A 17,175-nucleotide genomic window follows, 5' to 3' on the forward strand; every position below is an offset into this window, starting at 1 on the left:
ACTTGTCAACGCAGAGGCATCTGTGATAAATTTCCCCGAAGCAATCTTCCTCCAAGGAATAGGGATGAAAACACTCTCAGCGAAGCTCGTAATATTTAGCGAACAGATTCTCACAAAGAGAAAAATTAGAATATATAAAAAGAAGAAGAAACAGCAGGCTAAAAATCCCATTCTGGATTGGCTTGAGGCTTTTTTATGGGCCGCCATGGTTGTCCTACTAATCAACCAATACCTTTTTCAGGCTTATCAGATTCCTTCGGGATCAATGAAAGACACTCTGTTAATTAAAGATAGAATATTTGTTAATAAGCTCCTTTATGGACCTGAGCTGTTGCCTGGTATGGCAAAAGTACCAGGACTTATGATTCCCCAGCGGGGAGAAGTTATCATATTTGAAAATCCGACATACCTCTCTCAGGGGCCTGTTTTTGATATCATGCAGCGAGTCATCTATATGCTGACTTTATCCATGGTTGATATAGATAAGGATGAAAACGGCAATCCAAAACCACATTTCCTTATAAAACGTCAGGTCTCTCAAGACGGGGATGTGTATAGACAGTTTCAGGGGAATCTATTTCTGAAAGCCAGGGGTGAATCAGAGTTTATGGCCGAAGAGGATTTCAAGACAGTCTCCGGTATTGAATATGGAAACAAGAGGATGATTGATTCTGCAGAATATCCTGTGTTCAGAGCCTATGGTGAAGCCTATTCACTACGAGAAGAGGGACTGGCGATTTCTGCCGATATGCGATCTTCGGCTTCAAAGATAGATTCTGTTGTGTATAAGGATCCTCTTGAGATTGATATGTGGCGGCAAAAGAAGAAATTTGAGGTTCAGCCCTTTAACACGGCTGCCTCTGCCAGATGGAGAAGGGCTGCAGAGACGGGATATTTTATTCCTGAAGGCTGGGTTCTTCCCATGGGGGATAACCGTGACAATTCAAATGACGGACGTTATTTCGGCCCTGTTCCTAAAAAGAAAATTCTTGGTAAGGCTATGTTTAAATACTGGCCCGCTGTGAGAGTCGGGATTATCCGATAGTGTTCTCATCAAGTTCCAGAAGGGCAATTCCGTATAGGGAAAAGAAAGCAATAGCCTCCAGAAGAATCAGACGGACTGTTTTTCTTATTCTTGTCTTTATCACATTTCTCATTTTTACAAATTATGCATCAACGGCTCTCAAGGTTGTATCAAGCTCCATGGAGCCCGGATTGAATCCCGGTGACCGTATTCTTTTTTCCAAGCTGTTGCTGGATACTGATATCGGCGGGATGAAATGGGTCGATTTAGGCATTAAACGGGGAGATCTGGTTGTTATTTCTCCTCCCTATTTCCGAAAAAATCAACAATTTATTCAAATTGTTAATCCTCTGGTTCAGTTTATTACATTTCAGAAGATTCAACTGAGTTCCTATCCCAGATACAGTTGGGAAAAAACAAATATGATCAAGAGGGTTATAGCGGTTCCAGGCGATTCAGTTCGAATGGTGAATCACCGCGTCTATCTAAAGACTCCTAAGTCTTCAAAATTCCGTTATGAAGAGGATGTAATTGAAGTTTCCTATAATTGGAAATCTGTTGATACTCCTGGAATCTGGATTCCCGGATATCCTCTGGATGGTTCTTCTTCAGAGATCACTCTGGAAGAAGGGGAGTTCTTTGTACTCAGTGATTTCAGGGGGCAGGGCAGCGATTCATATCTTTGGGGGCCTCTGTCTTCTGATAGGATTCTGGGAAAGGTTTTTTTCAGATATTGGCCCTTCAATGCATTTTCCTTTCTGTAAAATGTGATGAACGAATCCGAGCTCAAACCCTATTCTGCCGCCCTTTATATCCATATCCCCTACTGTGTTAAAAAATGTGACTACTGTGATTTCTATTCATGTTGTGATTTAAGCAGTTCAGAATCTCTACTTTCTCAAATTCCAATACAAATTGCTGAGCTTTCTAAATCCTATTCCATTAATGGGTTTACATCTGTCTATCTTGGCGGTGGAACACCGGCCCTGGTTAATGCTGTTTATTTGAAAACTCTTCTCCATGAAATATATTCTTTTAATGGCGGAATCCTTCCGGATGAGGTTACAATGGAATGTAATCCCCGAAATGTGAATCCAGGGAATCTTGCAATATGGGCTGATGCCGGAATCAATAGAATCAGTCTGGGTGTTCAGAGTTTTCAGGATATTTTTCTGGAAAAAGCAGGTAGAAGGAGCAGCCGCAAGACTATACTTGATGCTCTTGAGATGCTTAAAGTTCACCGAGACTGCTTTGATCTTAATATTGATCTGATTCAGGGGCTGCCGGGTATGACTGAAAATAATCAGCTGAGTGATCTGGAGGAGGCTGTTAAATGGCAACCGGATCATATCTCCTGGTACAGTCTTTTAATGGAACCAGGGACTGTATTATCGAAGAACTGGAGCAGTCGTAACCAGAATACTGAAGTTGATAATGATGAGGTCTGGCTGTCAGGCTGCCGTTTTCTTGAGCAGAAGGGTTACAGTCGTTATGAAATTTCAAATTTCTCTCTATCCGGGAAAGAGAGTGTACATAACAGTTCCTACTGGAAAATGTATCCTTATCTGGGATGCGGACCGGCGGCTGTTTCTATGCTCAGGGGCACAGACGGGGCAATAAAGCGTTTCAGGACAAGAGCGGATGCTGAATCCTATTCACGGGGGCAGATTGGATATGATGAAGTTGAAGTTCTTAAGGCTTCTGATTTTCTGAAAGACTACCTTCTAATGGGACTCAGGATCACTCAGGGAATAGATTTACAGCGTTTTACAGATGTCTTCGGTGTAGAAATTACTGAAATTCTGCCTAAGTCTTTGAAGCGCTGGAGTGAACAGCATTGTCTCACTATTGATGAGACTTCTTTAAAATGTACGGAGCAGGGACTGGATTTACAAAATTCAATTCTTATCTCTTTTTTTGAGGAAATTGATGCAGGTTATCAAGGTGGAACTCTGAATTGGCCTCCTGAAGGAGCTGTCGAATAGGAGTTCTTATTCTTGACAGTCTAATTTTCATCATGCTATTTTTTACAGGATTTAACTTTAAGATTTAACTTTAAGATTTATTAATGAACATTTAGGAGATACAATGTCAGGTCATAGCAAATGGGCTTCTATAAAGCATAAAAAAGGCGCACTTGATGCCAAAAGAGGAAAACTCTTTACAAAAATTATTAAGGAAATCAATGTTACTGCCCGTATGGGTGGGGGTGACCTTGAGTCAAATGCGGCTCTGAGGACCGTAGTGCTGAAAGCAAAAGCTGCTAACATGCCCAAAGATAATATTGAAAAGGCAATCAAGAAAGGTATTGGAGAAATGGACGGTGTAGATTACGTCGAGCTCCAGTATGAAGCCTATGCTCCCGGCGGAGTCGGTCTTCTTATTTCCTCTTTGACAGATAACAAGAACAGAACTGCTGCAGATGTAAGATCTATCCTTACTAAGGGTGGAGGTTCTCTAGCTGCAACAGGTGCTGTTTCCTACCAGTTCAAAAGAAAGGGTCTCCTTTCATATGATGCTGAGAATGTAGATTTTGATGCACTTTTCGAAGCTGCTCTTGAAGCCGGTGCCGAAGATGTTACCAATGAAGACGGTGCCATTGAAGTTGTTACTGAACCCAATGACTTTGAAACTGTACTGACTGCACTGCAGGAAGCAGGTTTTGAGCAGCTTGGTGCGGAAGTTTCTATGATTTCTGACACTAGAGTTACCCTGGACAATGAACATACTGGAAAAGTACTGAGACTGATTGAGCGTCTTGAAGATAATGAAGATGTTCAGGATGTTGCAAGTAACCTGGAAGTGCCCTCAGACTTCGATATGGATTAATGCAGCCCATATTGGGAATAGATCCCGGCCTGGCACATGTCGGTTGGGGACTCATCACACATGATGGGATAAGAAGCCGGTATCTTGCTCATGGCGTAATCAAAACTGATTCAAAGTCGCCTATGGCTGACCGGCTTCTTCATATTTATGACGGATTGGCTAAAGTTATTGAAGAGTATAAACCTGGTAGTGCAGGAATTGAAACTTTATACTTTGCCAAGAATGTGTCATCCGCCATGCCCGTGGCCGAAGCCAGAGGAGCTCTACTACTCTGTATGGCCCGTCATAATCTTGTGATAGGGGAGTATACTCCTTTACAGATAAAGCAGTCGGTTGTGGGTAACGGGCGGGCCGAGAAACATCAGGTTCAGGTCATGGTGGCCCTTCTTCTGAAATTGAAAGAACCACCGAAACCGGATCACGCTGCAGATGCTCTTGCAGCAGCTCTATGTCATGCACATACAGGAGGCCTTACTTGATCAACAGCATAAGGGGAACAGTCAGTGAAAAAGGTGCCACCTGGGTCTGTATCGATAACCATGGAATGGAATATCTGCTCACGGCTTCTTCTATTACAATTTCGGCTCTGCCTCCAATAGGTTCGGAAGCCCGTGTCTTCAGCTGGCTTTATCATAAAGAAGATATGATGGCACTCTACGGTTTCTCTTCTGAAAAAGAGCGTTTTCTTTTTCAAGACTTGATCTCGGTCAGCGGTGTAGGACCCAAGGGAGCTATAAAGATTCTCTCCGCAGTCCGTGCGGATCAGCTAATACTGTATCTTGAAGAGGAAAATCTAGATGGCCTTTCTTCTTTACCCGGGCTTGGAAAGAAGACCGCTCAGAAAATACTGCTTCAGCTCAGAGGAAAACTGAGCTGGGATGATCCGGGATCACCTTCCAAAGCCTCAGGACCTGATGCAGAATGGGTTGAGTCCTTAACAGCCATGGGCTTTGATAAGAGAAAAGTCATTACCGTCGTTAAAGGGTTGATGAAAAATGAAGAGATTGCAGCTCTTTCTTCTGAAAAGAAAGAGCAGGAAATATTGAGACGGGCCATTATTGAGCTCAGTTCCTAGGAGATGATGAATCGTGTCAGATGACAGTGTATTGTCAGGCCTCCCTTCTCGGGGAGAAGAAGCTCCCGAAAATCCGATACGTCCCCGTCAGCTCGATGAGTTTATAGGGCAGGAGGATATAAAAAGCAATCTCCGGATATTTATCGAAGCCGCTAAACAGAGACAGGAACCTCTGGATCATGTTTTCCTGTCAGGACCTCCCGGACTGGGTAAGACGACTCTTGCCGGTATTATGGCCAATGAACTGGGTGTCGATGCTAAGGTGACCTCTGCTCCTGCCCTTGATAAACCTAAGGATCTGGCAGGTCTTCTGACAACAATTACAGAGCGTACCGTATTCTTCATCGATGAAATTCACAGATTGAAACCTGCCATCGAAGAGATGCTCTATATTGCCATGGAAGATTATGAGCTGGACTGGATAATCGGACAGGGGCCATCTGCCAGAACCATTCGTATTCCCGTACCGCCTTTTACCATGGTGGGTGCTACAACTAAGCCGGGAAGGGTTTCCAGTCCGCTTCACACAAGATTCGGAATCAATGTAAGGATGAATTTCTACTCTCATGCAGAGCTGCAGAAGATCCTCACAAGAAGTGCTGCCATTCTGAATATAACGGTCACATCGGATGCGGCTCATCTGCTGGCCGGTTCAAGCAGGGGAACTCCCCGTGTGGCTAACCGTCTACTCCGTCGTATGCGTGATTTTGCACAGATAGAAGGTGAGGGGATCATCACCACAGATATAGTTCATGCAGGTCTCAAACGTCTTCAGGTTGATGAAAGAGGTCTGGAAATGCTGGACCGGGAAATTTTGAAGACTCTTATTGAAAAATATGGAGGAGGTCCTGTGGGTGCTGAGACCCTGGCAATCTCTGTAGGAGAGAGCATGGATTCTCTTGAAGATTTTTACGAACCCTATATGATTCAGCAGGGTTTTCTCAAACGGACCCCCAGAGGCCGTGTTGCCACTCCGCTGGCATATAAACATTTAGGAATGGATATAACACAGAATGAAAATCAGGGAATTCTCTTTTAATTTACCCCCCGAACAGATAGCACAGCATCCCCCCGAAGAGCGGGGTACGGCAAAACTCATGGTCATGGACCGGGAAAATGGCCAGGTCAGCCACAAGAATATGCAGGATTTTCCGGATCTCATTGAACCGGGCACCCTTGTTATTTTTAATAATTCCCGGGTCAGAAAGGCGCGGGTTTTTGCATTTTCCGAGCATGGCGGCAAAGTGGAATTTTTCTTCCTTAAATCACTGGAGGAAAATCTCTGGCTCTGTATGGTTTCAAAGGCTAAAAAGCAGAAGACAGGTAAGAAATTTTCTTTTCCCGGTGACTTGAAAGGGGTTATCGAAGAAGAAGTTTCAAGCAATCACAGGAAGGTCAGATTTTCCGCTCCTGTGGATGATGATTATCTGGATATTCATGGACATATTCCCCTCCCTCCCTATATCAAGAGGGAAGATTCAAAGGATGACTCTGAACGTTATCAGTCTGTATTCTCCAAAGAGACAGGTTCGGTGGCTGCTCCCACAGCCAGTCTTCATTTTACCGATGAGATTCTCGGCCGTCTGAAAGAGAGGGGGATCGAGACAGCTTTTATTACACTTCATGTGGGACTGGGAACCTTTGAACCCGTAAGAACAGAGAGTATTCTGGATCATGAAATGCATGAAGAGCAGTTTTCTATCTCTGATGAAACAGCAGATAAGGTTGAAAAGGCAGTCCGGGAAGGAAGGCCTGTTCTCGCTGTGGGAACTACCTCAGTAAGGACTCTTGAGTCAGCCTGGGTCGACGGAAAACTTCAGCGCGGTGAAAACTCTACGGATATATTTATCTATCCCGGGTATGAGTTTAAAGTTGTTAACAGGATGTTTACTAATTTTCACACTCCCGAGTCGACTCTTCTGGTACTTGTAAGTGCCTTTGCCGGGAAGGATCATATCGATGCGGCCTATAAAGAAGCCGTTGAGAAGGGCTATATGTTCTTTTCATACGGGGATGCGATGTTGATGAAATAATGTACGGAATGGGGTCATACCCCTTTCTCAAACATGTCCTCGGCCCTCTGTTTTTTTTGATTCTACTGGAGCAATAACATTGCTCCAGCGCTCATACGAAATAGGCCTAAGGGTGTGGAACTCAACGGGCACATGCCGTTATTTCGATAGTTGGGAATTCAGTAAGTGTTTTGGTCCATGGCCTCGAAGGCTTCGCGAACTTTCTGCAAGCGGTCGAGTTCTCTGTTTATGGTTTTTTGATAGTTGAGGTCGCCGGTCTGTATACGGAAAGACTCATCTTCCCAGAATTGTATTTCTTCAATAAACATCCAGGCAAACTTATGCTCTGCCGCCTTATCTGACCACTCAATGGCATCTTCCCAGAAGTTCAGGGCGTAGCGGTAACACTCTTCGGCTGTCTCCAAGCTGTCCAGGTTTGAAAATTTCCAGGGATAGTTGTAGAAGTAGGCATTCCGCTTGTCGTATTTCATTCCAAGTTTCAGATAGGAATCAACCAGTTTCAGATTTACGTGCATATAAAACAGGTATCTGTACTTTTCCCACTCTTTTTCATTTTCAATTGTGGCAAGGGCATTCAGGGGATTGGCAAAGTCTGAACGGAGAGCCATTCCCAGATAGTGGATATTTTCCATTGTATCTTCAGGATACTGATAAAAATGCTGATGATAGAGTCTGTAGAACTGCTCTGCATATAGAATTTTATAAGCATGAAGGTCTACAGGTTTTGAGACAGAGAGCATAATAGTCAGTAATAGAAAGAATTTCAGATACTTCTTCACATCTTGAGTATCGGACGGAAACATCCTGATTCTTAAAACGATTCTCTTTAGATTGATAGAGTTTTCAGGATAGATTTGAATACTTCATCCGCAGAAGCTTCTCCATTTATTCTGTAGAGTCCTTCTGAATCGGGGTAAAAGGATTCAAAGGATTTTTCATAGTTATCAGCCACTCTTCTCTGAAGAGCCTCTTTTTCGTACAGATCTTCACTGTCCCTTCCTCCGCGTCTGGCGGCTGAAGTCTCCACAGAGCACTCCACATAAAGGCAGAATCCCGGTTTGGGGAAGTCTTTATTCAGGTCCAGAATGGTATCAAAATCAAGACTCAGGGACTGATAGGCCAGAGATGAGAATAGATAACGGTCACAGAACACCCAGTGACCCGCTTCCAGTCTCTCTCTTATTATCTTCTGGTGTTCTCTGCGGTCGGCGGCAAAAAGCTGTGCCAGTGTGAGAGGATCGGCACTCTCTCTTTTCTCAAGAACATCCCTGCAGGCTCTTCCGATAAAACCATCGGAGGGTTCAAAGGTTCTATAGCAGGAAATACTATTTTCCAGGCAGTAAGTTTCAAGTCTGTTCAGCTGAGTTGTCGTACCTGAACCGTCCAGGCCCTCCAGTACAACAAATTTATCCCATATTCCCATTACATATCCTTGCGTATTCAGATGTTTCAGATAGAATAATACATGACCGGTTACATTGCTACCCACTTCCCTGTATTTGTTTATCTTACTGTATTGTAAGGAATTACGCAATATTTAAATCTGCGTAATTCCAACATTTCTTTCAATATCCACCCGTTTCAAAGGCCCATTGCTATCAGATCTGCAACTACCCTTTCAATTAATACCCTGTCAGCAAAACATTTCCAGATTTACAATCCAAATTAAGGTAATTACTTTCAATTGCTATCAGATCTGTAACTACACCACAAACTAGTCCCTGTCAGCAAGTCCTTTATATAATCTTATATGAATTCGAGGTTATATTTTTGAATTGCTGACAGGGCGTGGTCTGAAGTTGTTTAAGCAACTTATTTTTTGCAATAAAAAGTGATGATCCATGGCGCAGCAAATCCTTTCTCCAAGAGCCATTTTGAAGGACTTGATTTTGGAGTGATAAAATCAATAAATATTTTTAGGAGAGGGACATTCAGGGGTATCCGGCACCATAAGTTTTCATAATTCTAGTAAAGTCCAATCTTGTGTGTTTAAAGAATCATTGATCATCAAGTAAATCTTCATCAGAGATAAATCCAGAAATCTCTTTTCCACCAAAAGAGAATAATACTGCTCCCTCTAATTTACTCACTAAAGTTATAAAGAAGCAGTATAAAAAAGTTATATAGATGTAAAACTGTATGAATTGTAACTTTGATAGGTGTATTTACATTTTTGTTGATATTGAGTGTTGGAGAACCTGAACAGCTTGTATTCTGAGTGCTAAAGATCAATTCTTGTGGTTGTGATAATATGAGAACTTGATTACATTTCAAAATAATTTTGAACCAGTATAAAAGAGGATTGAATGAGCAACTGTGTCACACTAAAATCAATAAGTGAGCTGCTTGGAGAGAGTTTCTATGTCCCTGAATATCAGCGTGGTTATCGATGGACTGAGTCTCAGATAAGCGATTTATTGGATGATATTCATTCATTTGCTGTAAAAGATAAAAAATCAAAAAAGGAATTTTACTGCCTGCAACCCATCATTGTGAAGTCGCATCTGACTGAAGAAGATCAAACTGTATATGAAATTATTGACGGCCAACAAAGGCTTACCACTATTCATATTTTGCTATCCTATTTGATAAAAAAACATCTGCATAACGAGCCTTTGGAAGAGGCATATGAAAAAACTCTTTATACGATTAGTTATAAAACTAGACCTGATAGTGCAGCATTTCTTAAAGACATAGATTCTGATGCAGAAGAAGACTTTATTGATTATTATTATTTTAAAAATTGCTATAAATATATAGAAACCTGGTTTGATGAACCTGGAAGGAAAAGAGACGCGAGGGAAGCCGTTATCCAGACATTGGTCAACAGTGAGGAGAATCAAAAGTCTTTTGGGGTTGTCAAAGTAATCTGGTATGAGTTGAATGATAATACGACAAATCCTATTGAAACCTTCATTCGGGTTAATTTGGGAAAAATATCGTTAACCAATGCAGAATTGATAAAAGCCCTTTTCCTGCAGGAAAGAAATTTCGGAGAAGGGGATCTGGCCCGGCTTAAGCAGCTTGAAATTGCCAATAAATGGGATCGTATTGAGAATGAACTGCAGGATGAGAATTTTTGGTGGTTTCTGAATAAGTCGGAAAATAAAAAACCATCGCATATCGAATATCTATTTGATATGATTTGCGATGAAGATGACTCCATACCGGAAAGAGTCATAGGCAACGACGAGCACAGAACATTCCGTTATTATGCGCATAGATTTGGAAAGGACCCGGATCATAGCCGTATCAAGGCGTTGTGGAAAGAGATCGAAGAGCGTTATGACGCATTAAAAGAGTGGTATACGACTCCTGAATGGTATCATTATATTGGTTTTCTGATTTATTGCGGTAAATCCGTTAGTTCTATAATGGAATGTTTAAATGATAAGACCATTCAAACAAAGCAGGACGTTACATTAAAACTTATTCAGAAAATCAGTGAAGAGTTTATCCGAGTCAAATGGACTGGAAAGGATAAAGAGCCTCATTTAGATTTATCCTTTGAATCCGGAAGCGATATACTCAGAAAATTCTATTTGCTTTTTAATTTGGAATATTTAAATCAGCAATGTCTGAATGGCAATCTTATTTCCTATTTTCCTTTCAAAGCCTTTAAAATCGGGAAACATAAGGGGGGAGTTAGCTGGGATATCGAACACATAAGTTCTTTAACGGAAAACAATCTTGAAAAAAGGAATGATCAGACCGAGTGGTTAAATACTGTATTGATGGATTTAATTTGCCCTGATAATGAGATACTGGATGAAATCGAAGATTTCAAAAATGATGAGAACAGTAGAAAATTCAATTATCTATATACAAAAATAGTTAATTTCTCAGAAGAAAATAAAATCGATGAAGAACTGAAGAATAGCATAGGGAATTTGACATTACTGGATGCTGGCACAAATAGAGGGTACGGTAATGCATTATTCACTTCAAAAAGAAGGATCATTATAGAAAAAGACAAGGATGGTGAATTAATTCCTCTTTGTACCAAAAATGTATTCTTAAAGTATTTTGATGGAAATGTTCAACCGAAGTGGATTAGTGAAGACATAAAGGCATATAGAAAAATATTGGAAAATACAATGGTTAAATTCATCCCAGTAGGCGAATCAATATGAGCAGCACCAACAAATATTCTTTATTAGACCTTCTTGACGGAACCATCGCAATTGAAAGCGAAGGAAGCCTTGTATTTCATGACATGAACGGTATTGAAATCCCGATAATTCAGAGAGATTATGCCCAGGGAAGGGACAGCGCCCGATATATCCGGAAGCGGTTTTTGAATGCCATCTTCGAAGCTCTCGAAAACCGGACAATTCTAGAACTAGATTTTGTATATGGATCCATCAAGGAGGTAGAAGATAATTCAAAAATACTCAAAACCTTTATTCCTTTGGATGGACAGCAGCGGCTGACGACACTGTACCTTCTGTACTGGTTTATAGCAAATAAGGAACTCTCTGGTGATCGGCTTCAGCAGGAACGTTCAAAGCTTAGAAAATTTTCCTACTCAACTCGCTCAACGGCACGTTCATTTTGTGAAAAACTGTCTGAAATCGGCTACTCCGGAAGCGTGAAGACTTCTATAACCTCCAGCTACTGGTTTCACAAAACATATGAAAATGATCCTACAGTAATGGGAATGATAGCTACTCTCCACGATATTCAGAATAGATATATATCGGAACAGCCTCTTTATGAAAACCTTCCGCAACTCTGTTTTTATATAATGCCCCTCGAAGGATTTGATTTAACGGATGAGCTTTATATTAAAATGAATGCTAGAGGAAAATCCTTAACAGATTTTGAAAATTTTAAAGCAGATATCCTTAGCTGGATGAAATCCGAAAAAAATCCGGAGAAAAAAGATTACGAAAGACAGGTCATGATGAGCGGAAAACTTGTCCCTAGATTCTTGGCTTTTGCATCAAAAATGGACAACAGCTGGACAGATATTTTCTGGGAAAAAGCAAAAAGTAACTCAAATGAAAAAGACAGGATCGTAGATCCCTATTTTTTCAGATTTATTAAACGGTTTTTACTCAATGATTTTATCATAACGTCTACAGAATCTAATGCGAGTATTGAAGACTCGTCTGAATTTAGGCTCCTGTACTCAACCGGCCATGAAGAGAAAACCAAGTATCTGACATTTGAAGATTATAAAGGTTTTATTGTAGAGAAAAGAATTGCAAATCTCGAAAGGATTTTCGATCTATTATCAAAAAACCAGGCCTCTATAAAAGAAATCATTCTCCCTCCCTGGGATAGGGAGGATATATGGTTTTTGTATGATGACCTGATTTCTCAACCCCAGAGACTTCTGTTTTTCGCTGTAACCCGGTATCTGGAAAACTGTACGGATTTCGATAAGGATAAGTTTTCCAACTGGATCAGAGTAGTTTGGAATATTATTGCAGATCCGGATATAAGAAGCATTTCTTCCATGATAACTGCGATGAAAACCATTGATAGGATTTCAGCTGGTTCAAACAGTATACATGCATTCTTTGAAGAGGGGAAATTTGACCGATATATTAGTGATCTGACAAATATTCATAAAGATCAATTACAGGAAGAAAAGTTAAAAATAGATTTATTCAGGACTGACGGTTGGAAGGATAGGATTCTGGAAGCGGAAAGTCATCATCTGTTTCAGGGTAATATAGGCTTTTTGCTTCAGGACATTAATGCTCCTGAAGCTTTTGCCAAAAAACTTGAACAGGCTCAAATTCTGTATTCACAAAACGACGCTAATACAGACTTCTTGTCAAATCATGAATTATTCAGATATTGCATAAGTAAAATTGAAACATGGGATAATCTAGAAAAGTTGAATCTAAGGAATGAGATTTTGAACTGGAGACTTTATTTAAGAAGAAATAGAACTTTTATGCAATCTGTTTCTGATCTCTGTTCTATGTCCAGAGATGAAATAAGCCGGACTATAACAGAGGGTTTAAAAAAGAATTCTCAGATTGAGGGTTGGAATCGGGAGCGTTTGCAATTAGTTCATTCCAATATCTATAAAAGTAAGGATTTTTTTGATTGGGCAGATCAGAATAAGCTTTCAACGATCAGATGGAGATATGAATTATATTATTTTGTCCGTCCGAATGCCTGGTATGATAAAGTGCTGATCGACGGTTACAGAAATATTGTAATACATGAATTCTGTATAATGGCTGGTCTGGATAATTCATATCACCGCTGTAATCAGTCAGATTTTTTCTGGGGAGAGCAAATTGATTTTCCCCTAGAGAATGAAGACGTAGTTGTTTCTTTTACAGGAGAAAATGTTGTAGAGATCCAAACTAGAACGGCGGACGACTGGACTACTGTTTATTCAGATATGATAGAGGTTAATAATCATGAGGATGCCAAAGATTTTGCAAAAAACATATGGACAAAATGTGATTCCTACCTATAAATTCATAATGGTTATTGTTAAAAATTTGAATGGAGATTTCATCGATTCAGAGAGACAGACTGCCCCACAAAATGTGGACACCTTTATAAGTTAGATTAAACTATTTGAAGTAGTTTCAAATGAGTAGGAAAAAGACCTAAGCGTACACAGTGGATTTTCGTAAAGAAGTAATGAAGGTTGACATTTAATGAAGCAAAAAGAAACCGATCTCCACCTCCGCAAAGGCTCCCAATTACACTCTGCAACATTTTCATTACATCTCAGGTCGCCCTTGCTCCGGCTCCGAATTCAGCACATTTGGTAAATCCCATTCTAAGTGTCTATAAAAAACCCAGCGCCCTCCAACTCCAGATGCCTGCACGCTGCGCTTAGCAGTCACCAGGAGCTTCCGGGGACTTGATCATAAACTGTTAGTAGGAAACGAAACTGATTGATTGTAGCCCCTTCAGCAGCTATCTGATGAAAATGAAAAGTAATTATCACAAACGTGCTGAATAGATTTTCTTAATATCCAAACAGTGAACTTCAATCGAAGCTGATCCTTCCACCCAGATCCGTCCGATGCAGGCTGACGCCAGCATCGGACGGACCAGGCTTCCAGGAGTCGACACCCTGATGAAGTAATTATTCTTAAAGTTTCAAATTGGCAAAGGGGCAGGGGAAGACGAGAATGAAATAGATTTGCCCCGGCTCCACAGAGGCTTGAAACAGAGAGGACCCTTTGCTTTCAACCGTTACGGACGCCCCTGTTCCGCGGTATTTTTCCCGCTAAGAAGTACTGGATAAAGCAGCGATGATTTTCATGAGAATCCCTCCGCACCCGCTCCTACAAAGTGAGATGAATAGGGGGTTCCAAGAGCCGGAGCTCCGGGGTCTTCCCCTATGGTGCTGCTCCACAGTCCGCCTGCAGTCGTGGCATACGCCACTCCTGTTCCGGCTGTCTGTTCCCGCATCACCATCGTTTTTTCCGCAAACATCCGCAAATCGCCGTTCCGGCTTTCCTTTGCGGGCCTGGTTGCACCAATATTCAGCAGGGCCCTAAATGCAAACATCCCTGTTTGCCCGGTTCTCCCTCGGGGCATCAGGGTGTGTTAGTCCTGTTCACAAGGCCGGAGGGTATTGGCCCCAGGTTTATTTTCCTGGCAAAGAGAGTAGGGCAAGGAATAGAAGCCTCATTCGCAAGGCCTACTTTCAGGCGGGCTCCACCGGACAGGCAGCGCTGCAAGGTCGGGTCTATTAATGATGCCCCCCTCCCGTCCCCCCTTGGGGGAAGCGTCCGGTTCCGCCCGCCTGAAAGAACTTCCTGCAAAGAGATGAGTTTTCCCGCTGAGGCCGGCCTGCGGGTACTGCTGCGCAGACCCCTCCGGCCGGGAGACCTTGAATCAATATTTTTTGGCTTTTAGAATTTCCCCGGGTGGGGGTGTTTTTTTACCCTGTACTGATATCATCCCGGCAATTAATGAAACAAAAAGTGAATGATTAGGAAAAAACTGAGAAGTATAAGGCTCCTATATAAATATTCTTTATCCTTGTTCTCTTTCTTACTTTCTATTCTTAAGTTCATATACTACAGAAAGAATTTAGAGGGATTATAAAAGATTAATAGAGATTATAAGAGAAAGGCCTGACAAAGGCTTATGTATCACTAAGTACTGTAGAGTCTGCTGCTCAAACCCCAGAAAGGGGGATGGAGGGAAAGATTCTCCTGTTATAGAAGAAGGAAAACTAACAGAGTTCTACGAGAAATCCTTCATTTTAAGGAGAAGCTACACTGGGACTACATTGAGAAAAACAGTGGTTTTGATTGACTATATACGGGAGTACTGGTAATCAGATTATTACATTCTTTTTACATAGATATTTACATGATTCAAAGTGGATCAGTAACTCTGCTTCTCTTCAAGCTTGATTCCGATCCAGAAGATTCCAACGGACATGCGGATCTTATCCATTCCGAGCTCAGAGAGCATCATGCTGAAGTTCCGGTTACTCTTGGCCCGTTCGTTATTCTTCTCACACCAGGTTTTGTAGGCCCCATATAAAATACTGGACTGGGTCATGCTCTCCGCTACCATCTCGCATTTTTCAGAGAGGAACATTTGGATATCGCTCATCTGGCTTCTGTATTCGTCTGTGGCTTCGTTTACGGCCTCAGAACTCCCTAAGCCCTCCTTCTGCCAGCGGAGACAGCCCTCGACCATCCAGGCAAGAATCCCGGGGAGTTCCTGTTCCAGTTTAGCGGGGAGTTTCCTGTCCTGTTTGTCCTCGGGGATGGTCACAAGGAAGGGGATCAATTTGATTCTTCGCCAGATGGCATGATCTGTCCCTCCGATACGGGGTTTATGATTTGTAGCCATTACAATCTTGAAGGTGGGGAGGAACTGAAAGTATTCACCATAGAGGAAACGGGCGCTGATCATATCATTCCCCGTGAGTCTCTTGATGACCGACTCTGCTAATCTACCATGCTCATCACTCTCCATGGCCGTCACAAAGCGGGAGCCCTTAAGACGGGCAATATCGTTGGTGGCCTGTTCCCCTTTTTTCTGCATAAAGGTCTCCGTGGGAGTCGTTGTGGCATAGTCCCCCAGGATGCGATTCACCACATTGATAAAGGTGCTCTTGCCGTTGGCTCCCGTACCGTAGAGTATAAACATGGCCTGGCAGGCCATATCCCCGGTCAGGGAGCAGCCCAGGAATTTCTGAACAAAGCGGATCAGTTCCCGATTCCCGTCAAATATATCCTTAAGAAACTTCTTCCACACAGGACAGTCTGCATCGGGGAGATAATCCACGGGAGCCAGCTTTGTGATCAGGTCATCACGTTTATGAGGTCGCAGCCGCCCGGAGCTGAGATCGATGATTCCATTATTACAGTTCAGGAGATAAATATCCTGATCAAGAGCATCCGGAGAGATCCTGGCACGAGAGTCGGACTTGACAATATAGAGCATGGATTCGATCTTCCTGGCCGTAGAACTGCGCCTGGCATGAGCAAGCATGGCCATGGACTCCTCGCCGTCTTTACACCTGATGACTTTAAGGATCATAGATTCGACACTCATCCGGCCCATCTCAATGATGGTTCCCAGTTCATCTACGGCCCAGCGCTTTTCATCCCAGATCAGCCATTTCTTCCAGGGGGCACAGTATTTGATATCACCACCCCAATCTTCCAGCATCATTCGGGCATTGAAGAAATCAGAGAAGTCCTGTCCCCGGGCATCAGTATTCAAGGAAAGAACAAGGATGGCTTCCCTCTCATGATGCTTTTCTTCACCCATGCTGGTTGATTCTGAAATCTTCCACCTCGATATTTCCTCCATATAGGCGGCCCAGCGTATGGTGAAAAACCTCTCAGAGCGCAGCTCCTGTTCTGTGAGATCTCGGGACAAGCGGCTGCAACAGTTGTACATCAATGCCAGAAGGCCATAGCGTTTGCAGAGCTGTCTTTCCTGGAGTAAAGCCATCACGGCCCGTTGGTCTTCCCCTAATTCTTCCCTACAGAAGGCAATTGTCTTATTCACCTCATTGCGTTCATCCTCTTCAAAGCTCTGGATTCTGTCGGTCATCATCTTTAGATTCGTTTTTCTAGCCATAAATTCTCCTTTTTCGAACTATGCTCAGATTGAGCCCCTGTTTTAGCCCAGGTCGAGGAAGAAGGATATGTAGTGATGAAGGGCTAATTGTTTTAATTTTGCTATGGATAATTGATTTTGGGGGGTAGGGTTTACCCTACCTTTTATAGTTGTTGTGATGAGTTGTG

Annotated in this window: 14 protein-coding genes; 10 read left to right on the forward strand and 4 right to left on the reverse strand. The window is 42.3% G+C overall.

Annotation, left to right across the window (positions count from 1 at the left end; genetic code table 11):
• Positions 1-64: 64 nt before the first annotated feature.
• The 8 genes from lepB (DV872_RS05815) (at position 65) to queA (ending at position 6,961) form a co-directional block, all read left to right on the forward strand.
• Positions 65-1,045, forward strand: coding sequence for a signal peptidase I (gene lepB / locus DV872_RS05815; RefSeq protein ID WP_114628912.1), 981 nt, complete (start codon positions 65-67; stop codon positions 1,043-1,045).
• On the forward strand, positions 1,045-1,788 hold the full coding sequence (gene lepB / locus DV872_RS05820) for a signal peptidase I (RefSeq protein WP_158546852.1): 744 nt from the start codon (positions 1,045-1,047) through the stop codon (positions 1,786-1,788). Before lepB (DV872_RS05815) ends, lepB (DV872_RS05820) begins: the two co-directional genes overlap by 1 nt.
• 6 nt (positions 1,789-1,794) lie before the next feature.
• Complete coding sequence (gene hemW / locus DV872_RS05825; protein WP_114628914.1) at positions 1,795-3,009, forward strand: radical SAM family heme chaperone HemW; 1,215 nt, start codon at positions 1,795-1,797, stop codon at positions 3,007-3,009.
• 103 nt (positions 3,010-3,112) lie between these two features.
• Positions 3,113-3,853 carry a YebC/PmpR family DNA-binding transcriptional regulator gene (locus DV872_RS05830; protein ID WP_114628915.1) on the forward strand — a complete coding sequence of 247 codons (741 nt, stop codon included), beginning with the start codon at positions 3,113-3,115 and terminating at the stop codon, positions 3,851-3,853.
• On the forward strand, positions 3,853-4,332 hold the full coding sequence (ruvC, locus tag DV872_RS05835) for a crossover junction endodeoxyribonuclease RuvC (RefSeq protein WP_114628916.1): 480 nt from the start codon (positions 3,853-3,855) through the stop codon (positions 4,330-4,332). Before DV872_RS05830 ends, ruvC begins: the two co-directional genes overlap by 1 nt.
• A complete protein-coding gene (ruvA, locus tag DV872_RS05840) occupies positions 4,329-4,928 on the forward strand; it encodes a Holliday junction branch migration protein RuvA (RefSeq protein ID WP_158546853.1) in 600 nt (199 codons plus the stop codon). Before ruvC ends, ruvA begins: the two co-directional genes overlap by 4 nt.
• Before the next feature lie 13 nt (positions 4,929-4,941).
• Positions 4,942-5,967 (forward strand): Holliday junction branch migration DNA helicase RuvB, encoded by a 1,026-nt coding sequence (ruvB, locus tag DV872_RS05845; protein WP_114628918.1) that lies wholly within the window; start codon positions 4,942-4,944, stop codon positions 5,965-5,967.
• A complete protein-coding gene (queA, locus tag DV872_RS05850) occupies positions 5,942-6,961 on the forward strand; it encodes a tRNA preQ1(34) S-adenosylmethionine ribosyltransferase-isomerase QueA (RefSeq protein ID WP_114628919.1) in 1,020 nt (339 codons plus the stop codon). Before ruvB ends, queA begins: the two co-directional genes overlap by 26 nt.
• Before the next feature lie 158 nt (positions 6,962-7,119).
• On the opposite strand, the gene DV872_RS05855 is transcribed toward queA, so the two are convergent.
• Both DV872_RS05855 and tmk read right to left on the reverse strand, forming a co-directional pair.
• Positions 7,120-7,740: a hypothetical protein gene (locus DV872_RS05855; protein WP_233516411.1), complete on the reverse strand. Its 621-nt coding sequence runs from the start codon at positions 7,738-7,740 to the stop codon at positions 7,120-7,122.
• A 47-nt stretch (positions 7,741-7,787) separates the two neighbouring features.
• The gene (gene tmk / locus DV872_RS05860) at positions 7,788-8,384 is read right to left on the reverse strand and encodes a dTMP kinase (protein WP_114628920.1); all 597 of its coding nucleotides are present in this window, start codon (positions 8,382-8,384) and stop codon (positions 7,788-7,790) included.
• Positions 8,385-9,267: 883 nt separating this feature from the next.
• Here tmk and DV872_RS05865 point away from each other — a divergent pair.
• Positions 9,268-11,094 carry a DUF262 domain-containing protein gene (locus DV872_RS05865; RefSeq protein ID WP_114628921.1) on the forward strand — a complete coding sequence of 609 codons (1,827 nt, stop codon included), beginning with the start codon at positions 9,268-9,270 and terminating at the stop codon, positions 11,092-11,094.
• Positions 11,091-13,409 carry a DUF262 domain-containing protein gene (locus tag DV872_RS05870; protein ID WP_114628922.1) on the forward strand — a complete coding sequence of 773 codons (2,319 nt, stop codon included), beginning with the start codon at positions 11,091-11,093 and terminating at the stop codon, positions 13,407-13,409. Before DV872_RS05865 ends, DV872_RS05870 begins: the two co-directional genes overlap by 4 nt.
• A gap of 800 nt (positions 13,410-14,209) precedes the next feature.
• Here the strand turns inward: DV872_RS05870 and DV872_RS05875 are convergent.
• A complete protein-coding gene (locus DV872_RS05875) occupies positions 14,210-14,461 on the reverse strand; it encodes a hypothetical protein (RefSeq protein WP_114628923.1) in 252 nt (83 codons plus the stop codon).
• 828 nt (positions 14,462-15,289) lie between these two features.
• Positions 15,290-17,008, reverse strand: a complete 1,719-nt coding sequence (locus DV872_RS05885; RefSeq protein WP_114628925.1) for a phage/plasmid primase, P4 family — start codon at positions 17,006-17,008, stop codon at positions 15,290-15,292.
• Positions 17,009-17,175: the final 167 nt, after the last annotated feature.

This window comes from Oceanispirochaeta sp. M1, assembly GCF_003346715.1.
Classification (GTDB): domain Bacteria; phylum Spirochaetota; class Spirochaetia; order DSM-2461; family DSM-2461; genus Oceanispirochaeta.